At 64.7% G+C, this 25,097-nt stretch carries 22 protein-coding genes; 15 read left to right on the top strand and 7 right to left on the bottom strand.

All coding sequences use genetic code 11. The features are described from left to right. Positions 1-81: 81 nt before the first annotated feature. From ribD to G572_RS0109280, 5 genes are read left to right on the top strand one after another with little or no spacing between them, the layout of a single operon-like run. On the top strand, positions 82-999 hold the full coding sequence (gene ribD, locus G572_RS25430) for a bifunctional diaminohydroxyphosphoribosylaminopyrimidine deaminase/5-amino-6-(5-phosphoribosylamino)uracil reductase RibD (protein ID WP_425423425.1): 918 nt from the start codon (positions 82-84) through the stop codon (positions 997-999). Beyond that, positions 996-2,039, top strand: a complete 1,044-nt coding sequence (locus G572_RS0109295) for a formylglycine-generating enzyme family protein (protein ID WP_208979071.1) — start codon at positions 996-998, stop codon at positions 2,037-2,039. Before ribD ends, G572_RS0109295 begins: the two co-directional genes overlap by 4 nt. Continuing rightward, complete coding sequence (locus G572_RS0109290) at positions 2,036-3,130, top strand: pyridoxal-phosphate dependent enzyme (RefSeq protein WP_051242065.1); 1,095 nt, start codon at positions 2,036-2,038, stop codon at positions 3,128-3,130. Before G572_RS0109295 ends, G572_RS0109290 begins: the two co-directional genes overlap by 4 nt. Beyond that, positions 3,127-3,801, top strand: coding sequence for a GTP cyclohydrolase II (locus G572_RS0109285; protein ID WP_084649975.1), 675 nt, complete (start codon positions 3,127-3,129; stop codon positions 3,799-3,801). The genes G572_RS0109290 and G572_RS0109285 overlap by 4 nt, the downstream gene beginning before the upstream one ends. Further along, positions 3,798-5,495: a WD40 repeat domain-containing protein gene (locus tag G572_RS0109280; protein ID WP_029058227.1), complete on the top strand. Its 1,698-nt coding sequence runs from the start codon at positions 3,798-3,800 to the stop codon at positions 5,493-5,495. Before G572_RS0109285 ends, G572_RS0109280 begins: the two co-directional genes overlap by 4 nt. A 51-nt stretch (positions 5,496-5,546) precedes the next feature. On the opposite strand, the gene G572_RS23270 is transcribed toward G572_RS0109280, so the two are convergent. Continuing rightward, positions 5,547-7,259 carry a sulfatase-like hydrolase/transferase gene (locus G572_RS23270; protein ID WP_281168759.1) on the bottom strand — a complete coding sequence of 571 codons (1,713 nt, stop codon included), beginning with the start codon at positions 7,257-7,259 and terminating at the stop codon, positions 5,547-5,549. A 253-nt stretch (positions 7,260-7,512) separates the two neighbouring features. On the opposite strand from G572_RS23270, the gene G572_RS0109270 reads away from it, so the two are divergent. The 3 genes from G572_RS0109270 to G572_RS0109260 all read left to right on the top strand — a co-directional run bounded on the left by G572_RS0109270 (position 7,513) and on the right by G572_RS0109260 (position 10,498). Continuing rightward, positions 7,513-8,562 (top strand): TRAP transporter substrate-binding protein, encoded by a 1,050-nt coding sequence (locus tag G572_RS0109270; RefSeq protein WP_342664764.1) that lies wholly within the window; start codon positions 7,513-7,515, stop codon positions 8,560-8,562. Positions 8,563-8,644: 82 nt separating this feature from the next. Continuing rightward, positions 8,645-9,172 (top strand): TRAP transporter small permease, encoded by a 528-nt coding sequence (locus tag G572_RS0109265; protein ID WP_037546296.1) that lies wholly within the window; start codon positions 8,645-8,647, stop codon positions 9,170-9,172. Positions 9,173-9,175: 3 nt separating this feature from the next. Beyond that, positions 9,176-10,498 (top strand): TRAP transporter large permease, encoded by a 1,323-nt coding sequence (locus G572_RS0109260; RefSeq protein WP_029058224.1) that lies wholly within the window; start codon positions 9,176-9,178, stop codon positions 10,496-10,498. On the opposite strand, the gene G572_RS0109255 is transcribed toward G572_RS0109260, so the two are convergent. From G572_RS0109255 to pobA, 4 genes are all read right to left on the bottom strand, one after another. Continuing rightward, complete coding sequence (locus G572_RS0109255) at positions 10,492-11,352, bottom strand: lysophospholipid acyltransferase family protein (RefSeq protein ID WP_169391300.1); 861 nt, start codon at positions 11,350-11,352, stop codon at positions 10,492-10,494. The genes G572_RS0109260 and G572_RS0109255 overlap by 7 nt on opposite strands. Positions 11,353-11,545: 193 nt before the next feature. Further along, a complete protein-coding gene (locus tag G572_RS0109250) occupies positions 11,546-12,958 on the bottom strand; it encodes a cytochrome P450 (RefSeq protein ID WP_084649971.1) in 1,413 nt (470 codons plus the stop codon). A gap of 42 nt (positions 12,959-13,000) precedes the next feature. Continuing rightward, positions 13,001-14,290 (bottom strand): amidohydrolase family protein, encoded by a 1,290-nt coding sequence (locus tag G572_RS0109245; protein ID WP_029058221.1) that lies wholly within the window; start codon positions 14,288-14,290, stop codon positions 13,001-13,003. Between the two features lie 142 nt (positions 14,291-14,432). After that, complete coding sequence (pobA, locus tag G572_RS0109240) at positions 14,433-15,617, bottom strand: 4-hydroxybenzoate 3-monooxygenase (RefSeq protein ID WP_029058220.1); 1,185 nt, start codon at positions 15,615-15,617, stop codon at positions 14,433-14,435. Here pobA and G572_RS23265 point away from each other — a divergent pair. Further along, positions 15,610-16,686 (top strand): helix-turn-helix domain-containing protein, encoded by a 1,077-nt coding sequence (locus tag G572_RS23265; RefSeq protein ID WP_084649970.1) that lies wholly within the window; start codon positions 15,610-15,612, stop codon positions 16,684-16,686. The two genes, pobA and G572_RS23265, sit on opposite strands and share 8 nt — an antisense overlap. 1 nt (position 16,687) lies before the next feature. Here G572_RS23265 and pap read toward each other — a convergent pair whose 3' ends face one another. After that, the gene (gene pap / locus G572_RS0109230) at positions 16,688-18,157 is read right to left on the bottom strand and encodes a polyphosphate:AMP phosphotransferase (protein WP_029058219.1); all 1,470 of its coding nucleotides are present in this window, start codon (positions 18,155-18,157) and stop codon (positions 16,688-16,690) included. A gap of 240 nt (positions 18,158-18,397) precedes the next feature. Here pap and G572_RS0109225 point away from each other — a divergent pair, with 240 nt between their 5' ends. Further along, positions 18,398-20,431 (top strand): bifunctional DedA family/phosphatase PAP2 family protein, encoded by a 2,034-nt coding sequence (locus tag G572_RS0109225; RefSeq protein ID WP_029058218.1) that lies wholly within the window; start codon positions 18,398-18,400, stop codon positions 20,429-20,431. A 21-nt stretch (positions 20,432-20,452) separates the two neighbouring features. Here the strand turns inward: G572_RS0109225 and G572_RS0109220 are convergent, their stop codons facing one another. Further along, positions 20,453-20,731, bottom strand: coding sequence for an ArsR/SmtB family transcription factor (locus tag G572_RS0109220; protein WP_245566189.1), 279 nt, complete (start codon positions 20,729-20,731; stop codon positions 20,453-20,455). Between the two features lie 158 nt (positions 20,732-20,889). Here G572_RS0109220 and G572_RS0109215 point away from each other — a divergent pair, with 158 nt between their 5' ends. From G572_RS0109215 to G572_RS0109195, 5 genes are all read left to right on the top strand, one after another. Next, entirely contained in the window at positions 20,890-21,318 is a 429-nt protein-coding gene (locus G572_RS0109215) for a YeeE/YedE family protein (RefSeq protein ID WP_029058216.1), read from the top strand. A gap of 4 nt (positions 21,319-21,322) precedes the next feature. Next, positions 21,323-21,763 carry a DUF6691 family protein gene (locus tag G572_RS0109210; protein ID WP_029058215.1) on the top strand — a complete coding sequence of 147 codons (441 nt, stop codon included), beginning with the start codon at positions 21,323-21,325 and terminating at the stop codon, positions 21,761-21,763. 42 nt (positions 21,764-21,805) lie between these two features. Then, positions 21,806-22,702 carry an MBL fold metallo-hydrolase gene (locus G572_RS0109205; RefSeq protein WP_037546292.1) on the top strand — a complete coding sequence of 299 codons (897 nt, stop codon included), beginning with the start codon at positions 21,806-21,808 and terminating at the stop codon, positions 22,700-22,702. Positions 22,703-22,712: 10 nt separating this feature from the next. Further along, a complete protein-coding gene (locus G572_RS0109200; protein ID WP_029058213.1) occupies positions 22,713-23,141 on the top strand; it encodes a protein tyrosine phosphatase family protein in 429 nt (142 codons plus the stop codon). A 143-nt stretch (positions 23,142-23,284) separates the two neighbouring features. After that, entirely contained in the window at positions 23,285-25,069 is a 1,785-nt protein-coding gene (locus G572_RS0109195; RefSeq protein WP_029058212.1) for a SulP family inorganic anion transporter, read from the top strand. The last annotated feature ends 28 nt before the right edge of the window (positions 25,070-25,097 follow it).

The raw sequence follows: 25,097 nt of genomic DNA, 5'->3' as shown, positions 1-25,097 counted from the left end.
CGTTTGACTGCACCCTTGAGTTGCGCCACTATATAAAACTACTTATTGGTGTTTCTCTCGATTGCAACCGAGGGTACCGGCGTGACCATCCAGACCGATACGCTGATGATGAAACGGGCCCTGATGCTTGGAGCGTCTGCCCGAGGGACCACGGCTCCCAACCCGGCCATCGGCTGTGTGATCGCAAGACGCGACTGCATACTCGGCGAGGGCGCCACCCAACCCGGCGGCCGCCCCCATGCAGAAGCGGTGGCGCTTTCCCGCGCCGGCGAAGCGGCGCGCGGGGCGACGCTCTATGTCACACTCGAGCCCTGTGCCCATCTCGGACGGTCCCCGCCCTGCACGGATGCCATCATTGCCTCTGGCATAAAACGCGTCGTCGTCGCGCTGGCATTCGATCCCGATCCCCGCGTTTCGGGCCGGGGGGTGGAGAAACTGCGCGCCGCCGGGATCTCCGTCGAGACCGGCCTTCTTGGAGACCAGGCCTGGACGACCCTCGCCGGCTTCTTCAGCCGGGTTACCAGACAGCGCGCCCTTGCCTCGCTTCTGTTTCACGATCTGGATGCCGCACCGCTGGACAATGCGGACACTGGCCTGACAGCCATGCGGTCAAATTACGACCTGGTGCTTTCCGCCACCCCGCATCAAGGAACGAATGAAGCCTGGCCCCCGCATTTTCTGCTTCGCTCCGCACGTGACGACGGTCCGCTCGCCCTGCGCGCGCTGCACAATAGCCTGGGCGCAGGACGGCCCAGGACCGATGTCTTTGCCCATCTGGACGACCTCCTCGCCCATCTTGGCGCGATCGGACACAACGACGTCCTGATAGAAGCCAGCCGCCACGTCCTGCCCAACCTGGCGACAGAGGAGAACAAAGAATCGGCGGAGGCCGAACACCCGACGGACTTGCGCAATCCTGCCGCGCCGCTGTCGAAGCCCTTTACCGGCGAAATGCTCGTGGAAGTCCGCGAAACCTCGGCACTGGGGTCACGCTCATGACTGCACCGCAGTCACGCCTGTCAAGGCCGGCGGGCGAGAGCGCAACCCCGTTTCAGCCGAATGCGCCGCTGGCGCATCCGACAACGGCCAGTGACCGCGCGGCGATGGGGTATCCGGAGTCCTTCGTCGAGGCGTATCTGCCGGACCACCGGCGCCTGGCCGAGCGGTTTTCCGCGTCGTGCGAGCAGGAACTTCTGACGGTCATGGCGGACCCGTCCCGCAACCTCCCGGATCGTTTGGGAGCGGCAACACGCCTTAACGAGCTCGGCGATCCGCGCATTACAACGCATCGGCCCGAGATGATCGATATCCCAGGCGATGCAGTATCTGTCGGTCTCGAGCTGGATCAGGTCGACGACGTGATGTCGCATTTCGGCGATCTCTTCCTCGAACGGTCCTGGATCGAGAAGGAGTGCCCGCGACATACACGCACGCTGGCGCCTTACCGCATTGCGCGCTACCCGGTGACAAACCGGGAGTATCGCGACTTCCTTCTGGACAGCGGTCATGACGCGCTTCCGACGAGCTGGCCGCTCGGTCGGTATCCCGCAGAACGCGGCAACCATCCCGTCTACACGGTCACCGCCGCATCCGCCGCCGCCTATGCGCGCTGGCTTTCGCGTCAAACAGGGCGCGGCTTCCGGCTCCCCGAGGAAGCCGAATGGGAACATGCCGCCGCCGGTCCGGATGCGCTGACGTTTCCTTGGGGGGAGACCTTCGACCCCGACCTGGCCAATACGGTGGAATCCGGCCTCATGACCACGGTCCCGGTCGGTGTCTATCCAATGGGACGAAGCCCGTTCGGCCTCGACGACATGGCCGGCAACGTCGAGGAATATGTCGCCGGGCACTACGCGCCCTATCCGGGCGGAGCCAAGATCGCCGACGATCTGGCGCTTGTCTGGCCGGCGGGCTACGCGGTCGCAAGAGGCGGCGGGTTCTCGCGATTTCGGGATCTGGCGCGGTGCCGGCGACGCCACGGATTGTATCCGCGTCCGCTCTACGCCATCGGCTTCCGCCTTGCCGAGGACATGCCGTGACGCAGCCGGCATTGAAATCCCGCCTCCCGGCAGAGGCGCCCGCCGCCCCGGTCCCCGGACCCGATCCGGCGGTGCTTGCACGGCATCCCGCGCTTGCCGCCTTTGCCGCCCGACTGGGCAACACGCCCATCGTCGCGCTGCCGCGTGTTGCGGGTGAGGCGCGCATCTTCGCCAAATGCGAATGGTTCAACCCCACCGGATCGATAAAGGACCGCACCGCCTTCGCGCTGGTCTGCGATCTCCTCTCCCGCACGCCGCGCCCGGAACGCGTGCTTGAATATAGCGGCGGGAACCTCGCCGTGTCGCTGTCGCGACTGTGCGCGGACCTTGGCCTGGCGAACACGCTCATCATGGCGTCCTTCATGTCGCAAGCCGCAATTGCGGATATGCGCAGCCTCGGCACGGATGTGCGCCTCGTCGACAAGAAACTCGGTTTCTGGGCGGTGATGGAAGCCGCCTATCAGACGGCCGAACATCATCCGGACTGGTCGTTCCTGAACCAGCACGAGAACCGCGCGAACCTTAGGATCCACGAGACGGGAACCGGCGCGGAATTCGTCAAGCAGTTGCAACGGGTTGACGGGCGGGAGGCACCAGACGTCGACGCCTTCGTCGCATCGATCGGCACCGGCGGAACCCTGGTGGGCGTGCACACGGCTCTCAGGCGCGTCTATCCGCGGGTGCAAATGATCGCCGTCACCCCCGCGGAACTCCCCTACGGCAGCACCGCGCCTCCAAACGGATTGCCGAAATACGCAGGCTCCGGCGGCCTTGGCAATGGACGAAAACAGCCATTCGTCGCCGATCAGGAAACACGGATCGCCCAAAAGCTCACGGTGCGGTTCCAGGACTCCCTCGCAGCCCTTGCTCTGTTGAACGCACACTGCGGTTTGCGTGTCGGATCCTCCGCCGGCGCCAACTGGCTGGCCGCGCGTCACATCGCGCGCGCGCTCGGTCCCGATGCCGTGGTTGCCACCGTTTTTCCCAGCGCCGCGACGCCGTCCGAGTGGACGGCCGCCATGGCGCTCAACAAACGAGACATCGCCAATGCCGCGGTGCTGGACGAAAACGGTGAGGAGACCGCCCCATGACGCAAACCGTGAGCCCGACGGACGCGTGCGACACCAAACAAACTGATCCACCGATCGCCCGGCTGCGCATCGTCACAGCCGTTCCGATCCACATCGCCCGGGCCGGCGGCGAAGGCACCTTTTATGCATTCGGTGGCCTGAGCGACGGGAAGGAGCATTTTGCGATCGGCTTCCCGCGCCGGACCGCCTCCGTTGCCCCTCTCGTTCGGGTGCATTCCGAATGCATGACCGGCGACGTCTTCGGGTCGATGCGCTGCGACTGCGGCGACCAGTTGAGCGAAGCGCTGGAGTTGCTGGGCGCGGAAGGCGGATATCTGGTCTATTTGCGCCAGGAAGGCCGCGGCATCGGGCTCAATGCGAAACTGTCCGCCTATCTGTTGCAGGACCAGGGCCTCGATACATTCGCAGCGAACCGCGCGTTGAACCTTCCCGAGGACGACCGCGACTTCTCGCAGGCCGCCGCGATGCTGAAGGCGCTTGGCGCCCCGGTCGTGCGGCTGATCACGAACAACCCCGACAAACAGGCGCAGCTTGCCCGCGCGGGGATCCGCATCGCCGAGCGCATCCCAACCGCCGTCCATGCCAACAGCCACAATCTCAAGTACCTGCGCGCCAAGGCGCGCCTGCGCCAGCACGCATTCGCCGTGGAAGGAGAGGATCTCACGTCATGAAACACCTTGCCCCGATCAGCGGCATCGCCTGCCTCAAGGATCGTTATGTCGCCACCGCCGGCTATGACGACCAGCTCATTCTCTGGGACGGCCTGTCCCGGGTGGCGATCCAGCGTGCCTTTCACGATCATCTTGCCAACCAATGCACGTTCAGTCCCGACGGCAGGTTCCTGGCAAGCGCCAGCAGCGACTACACGGCGCGGCTTTACGACGTGCCGACCATGCGCCTGCGCACGGTTTTCGACGGCCATGAAGACGACATCGAGATGATCGCCTTTTCCGGCGACGGCTCGAGGGTCGCAACCTCATCGCGCGATGGCACATTGCGCGTCTTCGCGCTCGACGGCACCTGCCTGTCGGTCATGCGGGGGCATGAGGCGGATGTGATTTCCGTCGGTTTCGCGCCGGGAGACACGGAAATCATCTCCAGCAGCGACGATGCCACGGTGCGGCGCTGGTCGGTGGAAACAGGCGAGGAGATCTCCAGGGTCGTCTTCGACGATGTGGAGACCGACGCCCTGGCGATCACACCCGACGGCCTCGTCATCGCCGGCAATGACGAGGGCCAGATCCTCACCATCGACGGCGACGACGTCCAGACTGTCCAGGCCCATGACGCCGGGATCAAGCGGCTCGTCTATGATCCCGAAGGCAAGCGGCTGGTCAGCCTGAGCTACGACCGCAAGATGTGCCTGTGGTCGCTGCAAGGCGCCGAACTCGTTCTGTCGACAACGGCCGCCTTGCCAGACGTCGTGTGGCCGCGCTCCTGCGCCTTCTTCGATGACACCACGATCGTCTTCGCCACCTTCGGCTCGACCTTCGCGATCTACGATGTCCCGGGTGACCGCTGGGACATCGAGGGAATCGAGCCCTCGATCAGCATCAACGCCGTGCTGCCGGCGCGCGGGTCCGTCTGGACCATCGGAGACGCCGGCATCCTGAAACGGGACGGCCGTGTCGCCGGCGAGACCGGGAGCCTGTGCAACTTCCTCGTGGACCTCGACGGACGCATCGTGTCGGGCGGCCAGATGGGCCGGATCTTCGACGCGGAGAGCGGCGCCGTGCTGCATCAGCATCGCTCGCCGCTGAATTGCGCTGCTGCTTTCGTCAAGGACGTGATGCCACATGTGGCGGTCGGCGCCTACACCGGCGAAGTCGTCGTGTTGCGCTCGGAAAACGGCGAGATCCGCCATGTCGCCTCGATTCCGGTGCATCGCAACGCGATCAAGGGGATCGCAAGTGACGGCGAGCGGCTGTTCACCGTCGCGGCGGACTGCTCCGCGGCTCTGACGCGAATTTCCGACTTCGAGACCGAGGTTATCTGGGAGGACGGCCACGACAAGATCGCCAATGGCTGTGCCGCACTTGGGCCCGGCGCCTTCGTGAGCATCAGCCGGGATCTGTGTCTGCGGATCTGGTCACGCGACGGCGCGATCGGCCACCGTTCGCCACATGTCAATTCGATCAAGTGCGTGGCAACGGACGGACGCTACATCGCGACCGGAAGCTATGGCGGCGTGGTCGCCGTCTTCGACCTGGAAACCGGTCGCTGGGTGCTCGAGCGTCGCCTGACGGGCACTGGCCTGTCGTGCCTGACGGCGACCGACCGTCCAGGCGCCTTCCTTGCCAGCGCCTACGATGGCGAGGTTTATAGCGTCGATGTCCCCGCCGCCGATGCCGCACGGGCAGCCTGACGGCAGCCATCCGGGCAGCAAACCGGATCCGGCCTGATATTGGGCCGGTCGTCAGCGCTCGTCCGATGCCCCCTGTACCGTCCGAGTGACCCGCCCGGTGTAGGGTTCAAGATCATTCGCCGTGACGTCGTCTTCGTCGTAGGCACCGATCAGGACACCGGTCCGCCCGCCTGCGCCGGCGCGCCGGGCGAGAATCTGCGCATCGGACACCGTGGTACGCTGGCTTTCCCGCCGCGCCCAGGTCGCCAGCTTTTCACGCATGTCGTGCACCACTTTCGCATGGCGGGGATCGCGACCGAGGTCGACGAGCTCGTCCGGATCGTTTTCCAGATCGAACAGCATCGGCGGCATGCCGCCTTCGGCGTGGATCAGCTTAAAGCCGCGATCCACCACCATGAACAGCCGCGCATCCCCCGGCGCCATGCCCAGCGCGTCGGCCATCGGCGTGCAGGAATAGTCGTATTCGCTCACGGCGAAGTCACGCCAGTCGGTGGGGGTCTCGCCATGAAGCAACGGCAGCAGCGACCGGCCTTCCAGTATGTGACCCGGAAACTCGCCGCCGGCCACATCCACGAAGGTGGCGGCAAGATCGATGGCCTCGACCAGCGCGTCGCAGGTCGTGCCCCGCGTTGCGTCAGCGTCAGGAGAAGGATCGTAGACGATCATCGGCACCTTCACGGACGGGTCGTGAAAGAGATCCTTTTCGCCCAGCCAGTGATCGCCCAGATAGTCGCCATGATCGGAGGTGAGCACGACCATCGTGTCCTTCAGGCGTCCGCTTTGCTCCAGATAGGTCATCAGCCGGCCGATCTGGTCGTCGCACTGCCTGATGAGCCCCATGTAGGCGGGGATGACCTCGTTGCGCACATCGTCACGCGCGAAACTGCGCGAGACGCGGGACTGCATGAAGGCCGCATGGACCGGGTTCGGATGCGCGCGCTCCGCGTCAGTGCGAACCGCCGGGACGACATGCTCCGCCCCGTAGAGCGCGTGATAGGGGGGCGGCACGATGTAGGGCCAATGCGGCTTGATGTAGGAGAGGTGACACAGCCAGGGCACGAGGGTGCGAGTCCTGCGCCGTTCTTCCAAAAAGGCAATTGCCTGATCCGTCAACCAGGGCGTCTCGGCATCCTCTTCGCGGATATTCGCGGGCTTGCGAGCGTTGCGCATGAGCCAGCCGGTCTCGATCTCGCCCTGCGCGTCCTCGGGATCGCCATCCGAAATCGCCGAATTGGCATGATCGTGCCAGGGGTTGCGACCGTCATAGCCCCTCTCCCGAAGATAGGCGTTATAGGGCGAGGGTTTCGCGTCGTAGGGGCCGTCGGCGCCTTCCGCCCACAATCCGTCGTCGCGCACGCGCGCGTCGAACCCGCATTCGGCGACCCGCGCCCCGATGATCCCCGCGCGCGAGATGCCGAGCCGGTCGAGACCGTCCTCATCCACCTTCATATGCGTCTTGCCGATCAGCACCGCATCCATCCCGCGCGCCCGCAGATGATCGCCAAGCGTGGTCTCGCCGACCTTGAGCGGATAATTGTTCCAGGCCGCGCCATGGGACTGCACATAGCGGCCCGTGTAAAAACTCATCCGCGACGCGCCGCAGATCGGCGACTGGACATAGGCGCGGGTAAAGCGGACACCTCGGGCGGCAAGCGCATCGATATGCGGTGTCTCAAGGAACGGATGCCCGGCACAGGACAGATAGTCGAACCGCAACTGGTCGAACATGACAAACAGGATGTTGCGAGGGGTTTGGCGCGGCACGGGAAATCCAGTTCGGGTTGATTGCAACGAAAGCGGCAGGCGGGCCATGATGCGCGCGGCGACGCCGTTGGCAAACCAGATTGACAAGGCTGACACTTCCGCCGACAAAGCCTTCGGCTCCGGCTCGGCCGAAACGGTTATACAAAACAGCTATTTTCTCATTTTACATTACCTTTTATATCTCCCACCTTCAGGCTTGAACAACAGCACAGCGCCTCGACAGACGGGCCCTGTGCCGAAGTGGGAGGACTGCGTGACAACACCTTTTCTGAAATCAGGCGCCAGGCTTCTCGGCGCAGCAGCCATGTTTTGCGGGCTTGTGGCAGGAACCGCCACCGCACAGGACGTGACGCTGCGCGTCCATCAGTTCCTGCCGCTGCAAGCCGCGATCCCGGCGCGTGCCATCACGCCCTGGATCGAAGCGGTGGAAAGCCAGTCGAACGGCCGCATCAAGGTCGAGCACTATCCCTCGATGCAGCTGGGCGGCGCGCCCCCCGCCCTTTACGATCAGGCGAAGGACGGTGTGGTCGACATCATCTGGACCGTTCTCGGCTACACGCCGGGCCGCTTCCCCCGCACGGAGGCCTTCGAACTCCCATTTCTGGTCACCAATGCCGAAGCGACGTCCCGGGCATTTCACGAGTTCGTCGAAGCCAACGCCATGGATGAATTCGTCGGCGTGAAACCGCTGGCGCTGCATGTGCATGGTCCAGGCCTTCTGCATGTGAAGGGCGATGGCGTGACCACGCTTGAGGACATGCAGGGCCTGAAGCTGCGCGGACCAACGCGCATCGTCACGCGCCTGCTGGACAGGCTCGGCGCGACCGCCATCGGCATGCCGGTTCCAGCCGTGCCGGAAGCAGTTTCAAAGGGCGTGATCGACGGTGCGGTCATCCCCTGGGAGGTCACGCTGCCGCTCAAGATGACCGAACTGGTGAACACCCACACGAAGTTCGATGACCCGCGCGGCCTCTACACCGCGACCTTTGTCTTCGCCATGAACCAGGGCAGCTATGATGCGCTTCCCGACGACCTCAAGGCGATCATCGACGCCAATTCCGGCCCGGATACGGCGGCGATGTTCGGGCGGGCGATGGATGACGTCGATGCCATCGGCGAAAAGAAGGCCGAGGAAAGCGGAAACACCATCCTGTCGGTGAGCGCGGAAGAAACCGCACGCTGGAAGGATGCCGCACGCCCCATCGTGGCGGAATGGATCGCGGAGATGGACGGCAAGGGGTTCGACGGCCAGGCGCTGGTTGATGCCGCGCGCGCGCTTGTCGACAGCAACACGGCCAAGTGATAGCGATCTTGCGGGCGCGGCGTTATGTCGGCGCCGCGCCCGCAAGCGGATTGGGCACAGCTCGAGAACAAGGGGCGTCACCGTGCGGCAGACAGTTGAAGAAGCGCTGACGACCGTTGCCGGCTGGTTCGCGATTGCCGGCGGTGCGGTGCTCGTTGCCATCACCGCGATGACCGTCGTGTCGATCACCGGGCGTGAGTTGAACTGGCTTGGATTTTCGCCCGTTCCCGGCGACTACGAACTCGTCGAGGCCGGAACGGCCTTCGCGATCTTCGCCTTTTTGCCCTGGTGCCAGATGAAACGCGGTCATGTGACCGTCGACCTCTTTCTGGCCCGTTTCGGACCGCGCCTGAACGCCGCCGTCGATGTGATTTCCAACATCCTGATGACAGCCGTTGCCGTCCTGATCGCCTGGCGGCTGTGGCTTGGGATGCTCGACAAGAAAGCCTATCAGGAAACCACCTTCATCCTGCAATTTCCGCTGTGGTGGGCCTATGCCGCGGCAATGACGGGGGCGGTCTTCTTCGCCCTTGTGTGCCTCTACACAATCTGGCGCAGCCTTGACGAGACCCTGGCACCGAGCGCCCAGTCCCCTGAGCAGGAGCGCTAAACGGTGACGTCTCTCGAATACGGGCTCTGGTCGATCCCGGTCCTGCTGGTCCTGATTTTCCTGCGGCTGCCCATCGGGCTCGCGATGTTCGTGATCGGCGTCGCCGGCACGACGCTGGTGACCGGAACCACGGCGCCGGTTCTGGGCCAACTCAAGTCGATCGTCTACAGCACCTTTTCAAACTACTCGCTGTCGATCGTGCCGCTGTTCCTGCTGATGGGTCAGTTCGCGACACGGGGCGGCATGTCCCGCGCGCTGTTTCGGGCGGCCGAAACCTTTGTCGGCCATCGGCGCGGCGGTGTCGCCATGGCAGCGGTCGCCGCCTGCGGCGGCTTCGGTGCAATCTGCGGCTCGTCCCTGGCAACCGCCGCCACCATGGGGCAGGTGGCCTTGCCGGAGATGCGTCGGGCGGGTTACTCCGGCGCGCTGTCGACGGCCTGCCTGGCGGCCGGCGGAACGCTCGGCATCCTGATCCCGCCCTCCGTCGTCCTCGTCATCTACGCCATCCTGACCGAACAGAATATCGCCAAGCTGTTCATGGCCGCCTTCGTGCCGGGCATCCTGGCGGCAGCCGGCTATATGCTCACCGTCTCGCTTTACGTGCGGTTTCGCCCCGACAGCGCCGGCCACCGCGAGCGGGCACCGTGGTCAGAGCGCGGGGCGGCACTTGTCGCCGTCTGGCCGGTGTTGCTCATCTTCATTGCCGTGATCGGAGGGATCTATTCCGGCATCTTCACGCCGACGGAAGGCGCGGCCGTCGGTGCGGCCGGTACGGGCCTTGTCGCACTTTGGAAAGGCGGCCTCGACCGCAAGGGACTGGTGGATTCTTTCCTGTCCACCGCAGCCTCCACCGGAATGATCTTCTTCATCGTGCTCGGTGCAACGGTCTACAACGGGTTTCTCGCCTTTTCCCAGTTACCGCAACAATCCGCCGCTTATGTCGCGGGCCTTGGCCTCAGCCCATGGCTGGTCCTGGTCCTGATCCTCGTGTGCTATCTGATTTTCGGCTGCATCATGGATTCGCTGTCGATGATCCTGCTGACGATTCCGATCTTCTTCCCGATCGTCTCGGTGCTCGACTTCGGCCTGCCGCCGGAGGAATTCGCCCTTTGGTTCGGCATCATCGTGCTGATCGTCGTGGAGGTGGGACTGATAACGCCACCGGTGGGGATGAACCTCTTCGTCATCAACTCGATGGCCCCGGACATCCCGCTCAGCCAGACGTTCAAGGGCGTCGTTCCCTTCATCGCCAGTGACATCGCGCGCGTGGCGATCCTGGTGCTGTTTCCCTCGCTCACGCTCTTCCTGGTACGCTGGCTTTATTGATCGCGGGCGGTACGCTTCGGCCGGGCGACGAAGTCAGGCAAACGCACCTGCGAAAGCATCCACCATTGCTCGAGGTTTGCGCGGACGATGGGAGCGAAATGGCAGTCGAGGGCAGCGACACCGCACGCGAGCGGGTCGCTGCCCGCCCCGTCGCGGTCGAAATCGAGCGGCGCCGAGGCCACGAAGCGGTAGCGTGCCGGGGCGATGCGAAGCACATGGACGGGCACCAGCGGCGCGCCCGTTTTCAACGCAAGCTTCACCGCGATGACGGCGTTGCCACGCGTTGGCAAGTCGCGGCCGAAGGCAGGCAAATGGATCTGCCGGTCGCGCACCTCATCGACAAACAGCAGCGCATCGAACCCTTCGCCGACGACCAGCCGGCGCAGGTGGCGCGCCGCACGCTGCCCCGGCGGGAAGATGTGACAGCCATAACGGCCCCGCAGACGCGACAAGATCTCGTTTGCATGACGTGAGGGTTCTGGCTGCCAGGTCGCGACGATATTTCGCCCCAGGCCATTGCGCACGACCTCGAATACCAACTCGAATGGCCCAAGATGCACCGCGGCGAACACGACGGGCATGCCGATGGGCAATCGGGCGCGAATCTCCTCCCAGCCTTCGATCTCCACCCGGCCAGCAGACCGCAACCGTTCGAGCGTGGCATATTCGGCAAGGACCTCGCCCGCTCCTGTCCACCACCTGCGCGAGGCCGCCTCAAGATCCGCGGCATCAAGCGGCGCCCGGGGATGAAGCTCGGCCAGATTGAAATCGATCCGGCGGGCAAAGATCCGCCGGCGGCACCGGAAACGGGACAGCGGCGCGAGACGACGGGCAATCAGCGGCGCAAGCCACACAGGACAGCGGCGCAGGAGCTCATGAAGAGCGGTCTTGAAGAGGCCGGACGGCGTCTCGACGAGGTGGTATCGGCGGGCCTGGCGACCGGGCTCTCCCCCCGCGAAGACGCCAAGGTAAGGCGGTGCGACCGGGACCGGGGCGCATGTTTCCTCGAAGGAGACGTCCGGAACGCGCCGCTCCATCGTGAACTCCCTATCCACCACGCGCGCGCAACCGCATCGGCAGTCGCTCGCCGGGGCGCAGGGTCAGGCGACTGACCGGCTGGATGTCTGTACCCGGTTCCAATTGGGGATCGAAGGCGCGCGCGAGCATGGCAAGCGAAAGGATCGATTCCGTCAGACCGAAGGAAAGACCCGCGCAAATGCGCGGACCGATGGCGAAGGGAACATAGCCGAACTTCGACTGGCCGCCCCGGGCGGCTCCCAGGAAGCGCTCCGGCTCGAAATGATCGGCGCGATCCCAAAGCGTCGGATTGCGGTGCAACAGCCATGGCACGACCATGACGATCGATCCCTTCGGGATCTCGACGCCGGCGATCCTGTCGTCCTGACCGGCCTCGCGCGCCAGAATGGGAACGGGCGGGTAAAGCCGCAAGGTCTCCTCGATCACCGCGCGGGTATAGGTCAGGCGGGATACGTCTTCAAACGCCGGATCCCCGTCCGGACTGACCGCGTCGACCTCGGCATGCAGCTTGGCGCGCACCGCCGGTGCCTGGGATAGCAAGAACCAGGCCCAGGCAAGCGTGTTGGCGGTGGTTTCATGGCCCGCCATGAAGATGACGGCGGCCTCGTTGCGGATTGCCTGACGCGACAGGGGGCGGCCGTCTTCGTCACGAGCGTCGAGCAGCCCGCCGATCACCGAGGTCTCGCCGCCGCCCGCACGGCTTTCGTAACTGCTGATGATCTCCTCGAGCACCGTATCGATGCGCTTGACCGCTCGCTTGATCGCCCGGCTGCGAAACCGGGGAATCCAGTCCGGCAGGCCCAGCAGCGACAGAATGTCGATCTGGTCGATATGGCGCTGGTAGGCGGTAAAACTCTCCACGACCTCGGCGGCATAGTCGCGACCGAGCTCGCGCCCGAAGATCGTGCGGCAGATGATCTCCGCCGTCAGATGCGCCATCTCCTCCAGCATGTCGACGGAAGCGCCATCGCCGCGCACGGACCAGGCAGCCCGCCGCTCGGCAATCGTCTCCGCCATCACCGGAAAGAAGGCCGGAACCCGCGAGGCATGAATGATCGGCGCGACAATCTGCCGGCGACGGCGCCAGGTTTCCCCGTCCGAGACGAACAAGCCGTCGCCGATCAACGGCTCCAGCGCGTGGCGCATCTGCGGGCTCTTGCGCTCATAGATCGCATGCTTGCGCACAAAGGCTTCCTGCACCGTCTGGGGACTGTTGCAGATGAAGAGCAGGCGACGCAGCACGGTGAGCTTCAACCAGGGCCGGGTGAAGGAGCGCTGTGTCCACACGGACAGAAGGCTTTGTCGAGCAAGTTGAATCAGTTCAAGCACGGAGGGTTCGAGTTCCGGCCGCGCGGGATAGGGCGGAACGAAGCTCCCGCCCGTGCCGGACACCGTCTGCCTCTCGTCGCTTTCCTCGCTCATTGCCGTGTCCTGCTTGCTCGAATTCTCAGCCAACGCAGGCGTCTAGCGCCCCGGCGCATAGGCGGCCGCGTCCACCATGTCCGGGCGGCCTTCGATTGCAAGACGCGTGACCGCCGGAGCGCTCTCCGCGATCACCCGGCCGCGCCGAACGACCGCCAGCCGACGCGCGCGCAGCCGGATCGCCTCGATCGTATCGGCCGCTTGCAGCAGGACGAAGTCGGCGTTGCAGCCGACCTCCACGCCATATCCCTCAAGCCCGAGGATCCTGGCCGGCTGAACGGTCACGCAGTCAAAGGCATAGCGCATCGCATCGCGGCTCATCATCTGCGCGACATGCATTCCCATGGAGGCCACTTCCAGCATGTCGCCGGACCCCATGGAATACCAGGGATCCATCACGCAGTCGTGGCCGAAGGCGACATTGATGCCCTGGCTGCGCATTTCCGGCACCCGGGTCTGGCCGCGCCGCTTGGGGTATGTGTCGTGACGGCCCTGAAGGGTGATGTTGATCAACGGGTTGGCAATGGCCTGCACCCCGGCCTCGGCGATCAGGGGCAGCAGCTTGGACACATAGTAGTTGTCCATGGAATGCATCGAAGTGAGATGCGACCCGGCGACCCGCCCCTGCAGTCCGAGACGCTGTGTCTCATAGGCCAGCGTCTCGATATGACGCGACTGCGGGTCGTCGCTTTCGTCGCAATGCAGGTCGACCATCAACCCGCGCTCGGCGGCGATCTCGCACAAGGCCCGAACCGAGCGGGCCCCGTCGTCCATCGTGCGTTCGAAATGGGGAATACCGCCAACGACATCGACGCCCATGTCGAGCGCGCGCAGCAGATTGCGCTCCGCCGTCGCGGAGCGATAGAGCCCGTCCTGCGGAAAGGCGACAAGCTGGAGATCGAGATAGGGCGCGACCTGCTTTTTCACCTCAAGCAGCGCCTCGACCCCGGTCAGTGCATCGTCGCAGACGTCGACATGGCTGCGGATGGCGAGCAGACCCTGGGCAACCGCGAGATCGCAATAGCGCAGCGCCCGCTCCACCACCGCCTCGACGGTGAGCAGGGGCTTGAGCTCGCCCCAAAGCGCGATGCCTTCCAGCAGCGTGCCGCTCTCGTTCATCCGCGGGAGGCCGAGCGACAGGGTCGCGTCCATGTGAAAATGGCTGTCGACGAAGGGCGGCGAGACCAGACGTCCGCCCGCATCGATCACGCGCGCGGCCTCGGCCGCGATCCCGGGCTCGACCGCCGTGATCCGCCCCTTCGAACAGGCGATGTCGACGCCGGAACGGCCGTCGGGCAGGGTGGCGTTTTTCACGAGCAGATCAAGGAACATGAGACGACTCATTGCACGGGAGACAAGCAGGAGCGCGAGTGTCGGCAAAAACCCCAGTCACCTCAAGCCCCTTCGCCGGTCAATGAGACCGCGGCCCGCGCATGAAGGCGGTCGCAACCGGCCCCTTGCTGAAGGCGCCCCTTTAAAACGGCAGGCCGACGTAGTTTTCCGCAAGCGATTGCTGTGCCGCGCGCGAGGAGGCGAGATAGTCGAACTCCGCCTGCTGGAGGCGTGCGCCGAATGCCCCCTTTTCGGGAAAGCGATGCAGGGCCGTCGTCATCCACCAGGAGAAGCGCTCGGCCTTCCACACGCGGGCGAGGGCGCGGGCGGAATAGGTCTCCAGTCCCTTGTCGTCCTGCCGGGTGAAATGGGCGACCAGCGCCTCGGAGAGATAATGAATGTCGGACGCGGCGAGGTTGAGCCCCTTTGCTCCGGTCGGCGGAACAATGTGGGCCGCATCGCCGGCAAGGAAGAGCCGTCCGTGTCGCATCGGTTCGACCACGAAGGAGCGCAGCGGCGCGATGCTTTTCTCGATCGAAGGGCCTGTTGTCAGCCGCGCGGCAACATCCCTCGGCAAATGAGCGGCCAGGGCCGCCCAGAAACGGTCATCCGACCAGTCCTCGGCCTTCTCGTCGAGCGAACACTGGATGTAATAGCGGCTCCGGGTGAGCGAGCGCATCGAACACAGGGCAAAGCCGTTTTCGTGGCCGGCATAGATGAGTTCGTCATGCACCGGCGGCACATCCGACAAGACCCCGAGCCATCCGAAGGGATAGACCAGCTCGTATGTTTTCAGGATATCGGCGGGGATCGTCGCGCGGGCGACGCCGTGAAACCCGTCGCATCCGGCAATGAAGGCGCAGTCGATGCGATGCGTCGTCCCGTCCTTGCGAAAGGTGGCGTAGGGAGACGAGCCGTCGACATCGTGCAAGGCGACGTCCTCGGCCTCGTGCACGACGACGCCGTTCATCGCGTCACGGGCGGCATAGAGATCGGCGGTCACCTCGGTCTGGCCGTAAACGGTGACGCTTCGCCCGCCGGTCAGGTCGTCAAGATCGATGCGAAGGCGTTCGTCGTGAAACGCGATCTCGACACCGGTGTGCAGCAGACCCTCCCGGTCCAGCCGCGATGCCACGCCGGCCCTGCGCAGGAGGTCGACCGTCCCCTGCTCAAGAACGCCGGCACGAATGCGCGAAAGCACATAGTCACGGGCGCGGCGTTCGAGAACAACAGTATCGACGCCTTCGCGATGCAGGAGTTGCGCGAGAAGCAGCCCTGCAGGGCCACCCCCGACGATCAGAACCTGGGTTTTGTCCGGAATGGTCATAGCGGTCATTTCTGTAATCGATGGGTGCGGGGACCCCGGCATTTCATTTCGGCCATGGCTGCATCCCAAACGACGCACACCTGACCAACGGCCGATGATCCTCAGTCACCTTGCGACATGCGACTGGACAAGGGAATGGAAATATCGCTCTAATATTTGGATGAACCGAACGATTGATCCAGCGCCAGACTACGGCCTTCTGGGAGAGCCAGCCCAAGCGGGCTTTCCTGATCTTGTGCATATCGAACGTTTGCACGAGCGGAGCGGGCCTCGCCGATGGCGCATCGCGGCGCACCGCCACCCCGCGCTTCACCAGATCTTCTGGATCGACCGCGGCGGCGGCAGCATCCGTCTCGGCGACACGCTTCATGAGCTGCACGACAGCACTTTGGCGAGTATTCCGGCGGGACTCGTCCACGGGTTTCATTTCACAGCCGGCACCGAAGGGGTCGTGGTGACCCTCCCCGATATCGTTTTCAATCCGATCCGGCTGGCCGTGGACCGCGTCCACCAGCTGATGCACCCCCTCCTCCTCACCAATCCGGGCGAGGCACCGCCTTCACTCGAGGCGCTGGCGCGCGAGCATGGCACGCCGGCGCCGCACAGAACGGAGGCGCTGCATGCGCAGGTGACCCTGTTGCTGATCTGGATCCTGCGTCATGGCCCGCCCGCCTCGGAGCGCGGAGCGCATCACGCAACGGCAGGCGGACGGCTGTTTGCCCGCTTTCAGGGCTTGCTGGACAGCGAGTATACCCGCCTTCACTCCGTCGACGCTTATGCACAACGCCTTTCTGTCACCGCGCCCCACCTCAGCCGCGTCTGCCGCCAGGCACGCGGCAGGTCGGCGTCGGCGCTGATCCGGGACCGGCAGATGCTGGAGGCGCGCCGCCTTCTGGCCTACACGCAGATCCGCATCGCCGAGGTCGCCTTCCAGCTTGGCTATTCCGATCCTGCGTATTTCTCGCGTGTGTTCGCCGGACACACCGGCGTCGCGCCCAGGGAATTCCGGCGAGGGTTCACCAACACCGCCAGCAACAATGTCGTCATGCCGGCGCCCCGCGCGCGTTGAGTTACAACGCCGCCTTCAGCCGCTTGCACAGGGTTTTCAGGACGGTCACGCGCGCATGGCGCTTGTCTTCCGCGGACACGAGATGCCAGGGCGCCCCGGCCGTCGAGGTCCGGTCGATCATGTCGCCCGCCGCCGTGGCATAGGCATCCCATTTCAACCGGTTGCGCCAGTCCTCGTCGGTGATCTTGAAACGCTTGTAAGGCGTCTCCTGCCGGGCCTCGAACCGAGCGAGCTGTTCTTCCTTGCTGATCGCCAGCCAGAATTTCACGACAAGGGTTCCCGCCTCCTGCAGATCCGCCTCGAACGCATTGATTTCATTGTAGGCGCGCGCCCAGTCGGCCTCCGAGCAAAACCCCTCCACCCGTTCGACGAGAACCCGTCCGTACCAGGACCGGTCGAAAATCGCCGTCTGACCTTTTCGCGGGACATTGCGCCAGAAGCGCCACAGATAGGGACGGGCCAGTTCCTCATCGCTCGGCGCACCGATGCGGTGCACCCGGTAGCGCCGCGGATCCATTGGACGGGTCAGGCGACGGATCGCGCCGCCTTTTCCGGCCGCATCGTTGCCCTCGAAGACGACCACCAGCGGCAGCTTGCGGGCGGCCTTGCGATCGACGAGATGCGCAAGCTTGCGTTGCCAGTGCTCGAGTTCCTCCTCATAGCGGTCCTTGGCGAGCCGCTTTCCCAGGTCGATCGCCTCGACCGAACTGGGCCGCTCCAGCCGGGCGAGCGCCGCGGGTACCGCAACAGGTTCGCCCGGCTCCGCCGCGAGGCGATGGGTCATGGCAAGCTCGACGCTGCGCCCAAGCGCCAGATCGCGTGCTTCCGCGTCCTCCGAGGGAATGACCATCCAGGGGGCGGAGACCGTCGATGTGGTCAGCGCGGCCTCCTGAAAAACGGCCTGGGCATCGGGCGAATGCTCGATGTCTGCCCATTCGGTGAGAATCCGCCGGGCGCGCGCCTTGCCACCGCGCAGGGCATCCAGTCTTTGTTTTTGTACCTTTGCGTCGAGCGCAAACCAGAATTTCAGCACCAGCACCTTCTCATGGGCAAGCAAAGCCTCGAACCGGTTTATCCGGGCCAGACGCTGCTCGAAGGTGCACTGGTCGTCGCGGCCGAGCACCCGGTCGCGCAAGGGATCGTTGTACCAGGAGGAAACGACAATGGCGGTCTTGCCGCGGGGCGGCAGGTCCCGCCAGTAGCGCCACATTTCCGGCCGGTGACGTTCCACCCGGGTGGGCGGCCCATAGGCGTTGCATACGACATGGCGAACATCCATCCACTCGTGAAGCCGCGCGACCGCATCGTTCTTGCCAGCGCCATCGACCCCGGCAATCACGATCAGCGTGGAAAAGGCGCGCGAGGCGATCATCTCCTGCTGCGCGTCCAGAAGCGCGCTGCGCAGTGCCGGTTCGCGCTTCTTGAAATCCGCCTTGGACAGGGAAACGGACACAGAGGCTGACTTGAACACGCTCAAAACTCCTTCAAACCGGCCGGCCCTGCGCCCGACAGGCACCGGAACAGCCCCAGAGTGACGCGGCGCGGACGCCGGGGCAATCATGTCGATGATACGCTCTGACGGACCGGATCGGAAAATCCCGCCCGTCGAGGATTGGCGCGACGGGCGCGAGCGCGTACATGTAGACGGAAATCGCCGCCTCGCGCGGTCTCTTCAGACGCCCCGCAGCGCAGTGACGCCGAGCAACACCACGTGACCGATCTCCTGAATCAACTCGTCACCTTCATCGGCGAAAACCCCACGCTTGCCAATGCGGTGGTGTTTCTGATCGCCATGGGCGAGGCCCTGTTCCTGATTGGCATGGTCGTGCCCTCGACGGTGGTTCTGGTCGGCGCCGGCACATTGGTCGGACTTGGCAAGCTCGATCCCTGGCCGATCTTCATCTGGACGATGCTGGGAGCGATCGCCGGCGATGCCATTTCCTACTGGATCGGACATGTCTACAAGGACCGGATCAAGTCGGTCTGGCCGTTCAGCCGGTACCGTACGCTGGTGGAACGTGGCGAAGCCTATTTCCTCCGGCACGGCGGAAAGAGTGTGTTCATCGGCCGCTTCGTTCCCGGCGTGAAAGCGATCGTGCCCGGCATCGCCGGCATGGTCGGCATGAATGCGACCCGCTTTACCGTCATCAACGTCACCTCCGCGATCGCCTGGACGATCGTCCATCTGGGGCCAGGCGTCGTGGCCGGCACGGCGTTCGGGGCGCTGGGCGAGATCAGCGGCCGACTTGCCACCGTGCTCGGCATCTTCCTTGTCGTGCTGTTCGTTGCCGTCATGCTGGCGCGCTGGCTGATCCTGATCGTGCTGCCGCTCTATGCCGGCAGCCGGTCCCGCATCGTCGCGCGGCTTGCCCAGCGCAAGTCCCGCTTTTCCAAATGGTTTGCACGCATGCTCGACCCCGCCCACCCGCGCTCCGCCGGCATGCTGGTCTCCGCCACCTTGTTGCTGATCACCGTACCGGTGTTTGTCGCCCTGGCCGCGGCGATTTCGCCCGACAACGGATTGCAACGGGCCGACACGGCAATGCGCAACCTCTTCCAGGGCTTGCGGACACCGGCCGCCGACGGGTTCATGACGACGATGACGATGCTCGGCGACGGAATCGTGACCTCCGTCGTCGCCTGCGTGGTGATCGTCTATCTGTTCATTCGGCGGGCGTGGCGACGGGCAACCGGCTTCCTGATCGCCATCGCCGGCGCTGCGGTCTTCGTGCCGTTGCTGAAACTCCTGCTCCACCGCGCGCGGCCCATCGATCTCTATACCGGCGCCGACGCGCTGTCGTTTCCCTCGGGACACGCGACACTGAACACCGTTCTCTACGGCATCATCGCCGTGCTCGTCGCCCACGACCGTTCGCCGCTGATCAAGGCCGGGGTTTTCTCCGTCGCCGTTGCGCTGATCGGGTCGATCGCCTTCTCGCGGGTCTATCTCGGGGCGCATTGGGTCAGCGACGTGATCGGCGGGCTTGCCTTCGGCACGGCCATGGTCGCGGCCTTCGCCTTTGTGTTCGGGTCGATCCACAACGAGAAGATCGGCCGCTGGGCCCTGGCCGGCCTGGTGAGCGTCACCATGATTTCCGTCGGAAGCGCGCATGTCATGCGCAATTTCGAATCCGGGCTGGCAATGTATCAACCGGTCAGCCCCACCATTGTCCTTGGTCGCGACGCATGGCTCGAAACGCGCTGGCGGGAACTGCCTGCCCACCGGATCGAGCTTAACGGCGAACGAGAGGAACCCCTGATCGTGCAATGGGCCGGAGATCCGGACGCACTCGCACGTGCGCTGGCACCGGAAGGCTACGTTCCGGCGCCGGCCTGGTCGCTTGCGACATTCGCCGGCTTTCTGGCAGGACAGACACCGCCGGAGGACCTGCCTGCCCTGCCGCGAATCCAGAATGGACGCGGCGCGGAGCTTGTGCTGATCAAACGCGACGACAGTCTCGAGACTCCGGAAGGCACGCCCGGTGGACGCTGGGTGCTGCGGCTCTGGCCGAGCCAGTTCCGGGTGGAGACCGACGGCATGTCCTCGGCCCGCATTCACGTCGGATCGCTGATCCACGAACGGATCCTGCGCCCGCTGAACGAACTGTCGACGCCGCGTGCCGACAGGGATCTTCCCCACGACGGGGAAAACCCGCTTCCCAGACTGCCAGGCGTTGTGACACGCACGCGCGACGACGGGTCGAGCGTCGTGCTCGGCGGGTCGCCGATCGCCCCGCAGCGCTGACCGACTGACCGATCCGCGCCCCTACGGGCAATAGAGCGCGTGCAGGGTCTCCAGCACCGTCTTGACCTCCTTGCTGGCAAGTCGGTAGTGAACCGTCTGTCCCTGCCGCCGCGCCTCGACGAGGCCCAGCGCCCGCATCTTGGCAAGATGCTGGGACAGCGCCGACTGGCTCAGGCCGACCCGTTGCGCGAGAACCCCGACACTGCATTCCCCGTCCACAAGATGGCACAACGTCATCAAACGGCGGGAGTTGGCCATGGAGGCCAGCATCGACGCCGCTCTGTCGGCGCTTATTTCCATCTTTTGAATATTCATACTTGCTAAATTAGCATAGTCTCATATATTTGCAATCAAGGACGCCGGCAGCACCCCCGGCTCGACAGTGATCGATACGCGCGGCCGCCCCCTCGGCACCGCGATCAAAAAGGGGCGCCTCCGAACGTGGGGCGCGAGGAGACATGACTGAATTCACACCCGTTCTGTCGCTCACCGGCGGAATCCTGATCGGATTGGCATCGGTGATGCTGATGGCGACCCTTGGGCGCATTGCCGGTATCAGCGGCATGATCGGCGGCCTGCTGCCGCCGCCAACCTCTGGCGAATGGGGCTGGCGCCTCGCCTTCCTGGCGGGAATGATCACCGCCCCCGCCGTGCTGCTGGCTGCCACGGGCTCCATGCCCGCCATCGAGGTGCCATCCTCCACCGGAATGCTGGTGATCGGCGGTCTCCTCGTCGGCATCGGCGTTTCCTACGGCAGCGGCTGCACATCGGGCCACGGCGTCTGCGGCATGGCCCGGCTGTCGGCGCGCTCGATTGCCGCGACACTGACGTTCATGCTGACGACAGGCGTTACGGTCTTCGTCATTCGCCATGTGATTGGAGGCTGAGGCCATGAAACGGATTGTCTTTTCATTCGCGATCGGCCTGGTGTTCGGCATCGGCATTCTTGTTTCCGGCATGGCCAATCCGGCGAAAATACTGAATTTTTTCGACATCGCCGGAACCTGGGACCCGAGCCTGGCGTTCGTTATGGGCGGCGCGCTGATCGTGACTGCCATCGGTTTCCGACTGGTCCTGTCGCGATCACATCCGCTGCTGGCCGGCGGCTTTTCCCTGCCGACCAGACACGACATCGACGTCAGGCTGCTTGGCGGCGCCGCTGTTTTCGGCGTGGGCTGGGGCATTGCCGGTTTCTGCCCCGGGGGCGCTGTCCCGGCGCTTGGCCTGGGGCGTTCGGAACCGGTCATATTTGTCACTGCGCTGATTGCGGGCATGATGCTGGTCAAGCTGATCGATGCCGCCCGGTTGCGCGCGGCGAAGCCAGCAGGCTGACATGCATTGACACACACCATTCACCGGAAAAGGAGGTCCGACATGACCACCGAAGCGACTTATCCGATCGACGCCGAAACCCGTCCGGACGTCACCGCGTTCTTCGACCCGGAAACCAACACCATTTCCTATGTGGTCAAGGACCCGGCCTCGAAGGCCTGCGCGATCGTCGACAGCGTGATGGACATCGACTACGCCGCCGGCCGGATCTCGTTTGAATCCGCCGACCGGATTGTCGCCCATGTTCGCGAGAACGGCCTGACGGTCGACTGGCTCATCGAGACCCACGTTCACGCGGATCACCTTTCCGCCGCCCCCTACATCCAGGACAAACTCGGCGGCAAGATCGGCATCGGCGAGAACATCAAGGTCGTTCAGGACATGTTCGGCAAGGTGTTCAACGAAGGCACGGAGTTCCAGCGCGACGGGTCCCAGTTCGACCGCCTGTTCAAGGATGGCGACACCTACCGGGTCGGCGAAATGACGTGTTTCGCCATGCACACGCCCGGCCATACGCCGGCCTGCATGACCCACGTGATGGGCGATGCCGCCTTCGTCGGCGACACGCTGTTCATGCCCGACGGAGGGACGGCGCGCGCCGATTTCCCCGGTGGCGATGCAGCGGAGCTTTACCGGTCGATCCGGAAGGTTCTGAGCCTGCCCGAAGCCTTCCGCCTGTTCATGTGTCACGACTACGGACCGAACGGCCGCGACATCCGCTGGGAAACGACGGTCGGCGAGGAGCGGGAGCACAACATTCACGCCCGCGACGGCATCAGCGAAGAGGAATTCGTGTCCATGCGCACCGAGCGCGACGCCACCCTCGACATGCCGAAATTGATCATCCCCTCGATACAGGTCAACATGCGCGCCGGAAAGCTGCCTTCGGAGGACGAGAGCGGCAAGACCTTCCTGAAGGTCCCGGTCAATCAATTGTAAGGACACATGCATGCAAAGCGCAAAGGTTGACGGAACGATCACCGTCGCGCACCAGATCCAGCCGGAAGACGTCGCGGCCATCCGCGACGCCGGATTTGTCGCCATTGTCAACAACCGTCCCGACAACGAGGCGCCGGACCAGCCGTCCGGCGCCGCTGTCGAGGCGGCCGCCAGCGCGGCAGGCCTCACCTATGCCGCATTGCCGGTGGGACGCGATGGTATCGGCCCGGAACTGGTGGACGGCTTCCGGCGGGTGATGGAAGAGGCCGGCGGCCCTGTCTTCGCCTACTGCCGGACGGGCACGCGCTCGATCAACCTCTGGGCCCTGTCCCAGGCCGCGACGCAGGACGCGGACACGCTTGTGAACCGGGCGGGCGAAGCCGGCTACGATCTGTCCGGCCTGCGCCCTGTCCTTTCGCGGATGAATCAGGCCGGATAGCTCGGGGCGGGGCTGCCACGCGCCCCCCGGCCGGATCGTCCATATTTCGTGGCGCGGCACGCGGAACCGTCTTGCGCTCCCGTGTGCCGCCCCGCCTCGGCGCCGTCGCATCCCGCCACGGCCGGAACCCCCATACCGTGATGATGAAACAGCTGGCCAGATACCTGCCGATCCTCGATTGGGGTCGCAGCTATACCCGTGACACCGCCGCCGACGATCTGATCGCGGCACTGATCGTCACGATCATGCTCATTCCGCAATCGCTCGCCTATGCCCTGCTGGCGGGGCTCCCGCCGGAGATCGGCCTCTACGCCTCGATCCTGCCACTCGCCGCCTATGCCGTGTTCGGGACGAGCCGGGCATTGGCTGTCGGGCCTGTGGCCGTGGTCTCGCTGATGACCGCATCGGCCGTCGGCAATCTGGCGGCCCAGGGAACGGCCGAGTATCTCGGCGCGGCGATCGCGCTTGCGTTCCTTTCCGGTCTCATGCTGATGGCGATGGGGATCTTCCGGCTCGGCTTTCTGGCAAATCTTCTCAGCCATCCCGTGATTTCCGGCTTCATCACCGCCAGCGGCCTGATCATTGCAGCAAGCCAGCTCAAGCACCTGCTCGGCGTTTCGGCAAGCGGTCACAACTTGTTGGAAATCGTCACCGCGCTGCTGCGCGCCCTGCCGGAGATCAACCCCTATACGCTGGCGGTCGGAGTGCCGGCGACTGCCTTTCTGTTCTGGGTGCGCAAGGGGTTGAAGCCCGCGCTTGTCGGAATCGGCCTCGGCCCTCGCCTGTCCGACATCCTCGCCAAGGCCGGGCCGGTCGCCGCTGTGGCTGTGACGACACTTGCAGCCGTCGTGTTTTCTCTCGGCGACAAGGGCGTGCGGCTGATCGGAGACATTCCAACCGGCCTGCCGATGCCGACCCTGCCGCCGTTCAGCCTCGACCTGTGGACGCAGCTTGCCGTTCCCGCCCTGCTGATCTCTGTGATCGGCTTCGTGGAATCCGTTTCGGTGGCCCAGACACTTGCCGCAAAACGCCGCCAGCGCATCGTTCCCGACCAGGAGCTGATCGGACTGGGTGCCTCCAACATCGCCTCGGCAGTCTCGGGCGGCTATCCGGTAACCGGCGGCTTTGCCCGCTCGGTGGTGAATTTCGATGCGGGCGCGCGCACCCCGGCGGCCGGCGCCTTTACCGCCGTCGGAATTGCTCTTGCGACCCTGTTCCTGACGCCTCTTCTTGCCAATCTGCCTCAGGCAACGCTTGCCGCGACGATCATCGTCGCGGTGTTGTCGCTGGTCGACCTGAAGGCCCTGCGCCAAGTCTGGGACTATTCGAAAAGCGATTTCGCGGCGATGGCCGGCACCATTCTGGTCACGCTCGGCTTCGGCGTGGAAACCGGCGTCGTGACCGGTGTCGGTGTCTCGATCGCCTTGTATCTCTATCGAAATTCCCGCCCCCATATGGCCATCGTCGGCATCGTTCCGGGCACGGAGCATTTTCGAAACATCAAGCGCCACGCCGTCGTGACCGGTGAAACCGTTTTGTCCGTCCGGGTCGACGAAAGCCTGTTCTTCGCCAATTCCCGCTATCTCGAGGACAGGATCCTGGAGTTCGTCGCCGAGCGGGCGGCGTTGAAACACGTCGTGCTGATGTGCCCGGCTGTCAACGAGATCGACGCCTCCGCGCTGGAAAGCCTTGAGGAAATCAACCGCCGGCTGTCGGATTCGGGCGTGTCGTTTCACCTGTCGGAGGTCAAGGGCCCGGTCATGGACCGGCTGGAGGGCACCGAATTCCTGCGCCACTTGACCGGCAAGGTGTTCCTGACCCAATACGAGGCCATCGCCACGCTCGATCCCGAGACGGCCCATCTCGCGGAATCCCGGACCCCGCGCAAACAGACGCAGTCGAGTTACTGGATCGGCCCACAGATCTAGGACGCAAGGCAAGACTGCCAAGACGAGG

Source organism: Stappia stellulata DSM 5886 (assembly GCF_000423705.1).
Lineage (GTDB): Bacteria > Pseudomonadota > Alphaproteobacteria > Rhizobiales > Stappiaceae > Stappia > Stappia stellulata.
Note: the sequence above shows the minus strand (reverse complement) of the source record. Positions and strands in the feature narration are given on the sequence as shown.

Bases quoted from the DNA above. Each gene is read 5' to 3' on its own strand.
- G572_RS0109295 (WP_208979071.1), top strand. From the start codon at position 996: ATGACTGCACCGCAGTCACGCCTGTCAAGGCCGGCGGGCGAGAGCGCA.
- G572_RS0109285 (WP_084649975.1), top strand. From the start codon at position 3,127: ATGACGCAAACCGTGAGCCCGACGGACGCGTGCGACACCAAACAAACT.
- G572_RS0109280 (WP_029058227.1), top strand. From the start codon at position 3,798: ATGAAACACCTTGCCCCGATCAGCGGCATCGCCTGCCTCAAGGATCGT.
- G572_RS0109250 (WP_084649971.1), bottom strand. From the start codon at position 12,958: ATGAGCGAGGAAAGCGACGAGAGGCAGACGGTGTCCGGCACGGGCGGG.
- G572_RS0109245 (WP_029058221.1), bottom strand. From the start codon at position 14,290: ATGTTCCTTGATCTGCTCGTGAAAAACGCCACCCTGCCCGACGGCCGT.
- G572_RS23265 (WP_084649970.1), top strand. From the start codon at position 15,610: ATGGTCATAGCGGTCATTTCTGTAATCGATGGGTGCGGGGACCCCGGC.
- pobA (WP_029058220.1), bottom strand. From the start codon at position 15,617: ATGACCATTCCGGACAAAACCCAGGTTCTGATCGTCGGGGGTGGCCCT.
- G572_RS0109220 (WP_245566189.1), bottom strand. From the start codon at position 20,731: ATGGAAATAAGCGCCGACAGAGCGGCGTCGATGCTGGCCTCCATGGCC.
- G572_RS0109215 (WP_029058216.1), top strand. From the start codon at position 20,890: ATGACTGAATTCACACCCGTTCTGTCGCTCACCGGCGGAATCCTGATC.
- G572_RS0109210 (WP_029058215.1), top strand. From the start codon at position 21,323: ATGAAACGGATTGTCTTTTCATTCGCGATCGGCCTGGTGTTCGGCATC.
- G572_RS0109205 (WP_037546292.1), top strand. From the start codon at position 21,806: ATGACCACCGAAGCGACTTATCCGATCGACGCCGAAACCCGTCCGGAC.
- G572_RS0109200 (WP_029058213.1), top strand. From the start codon at position 22,713: ATGCAAAGCGCAAAGGTTGACGGAACGATCACCGTCGCGCACCAGATC.
- G572_RS0109195 (WP_029058212.1), top strand. From the start codon at position 23,285: ATGAAACAGCTGGCCAGATACCTGCCGATCCTCGATTGGGGTCGCAGC.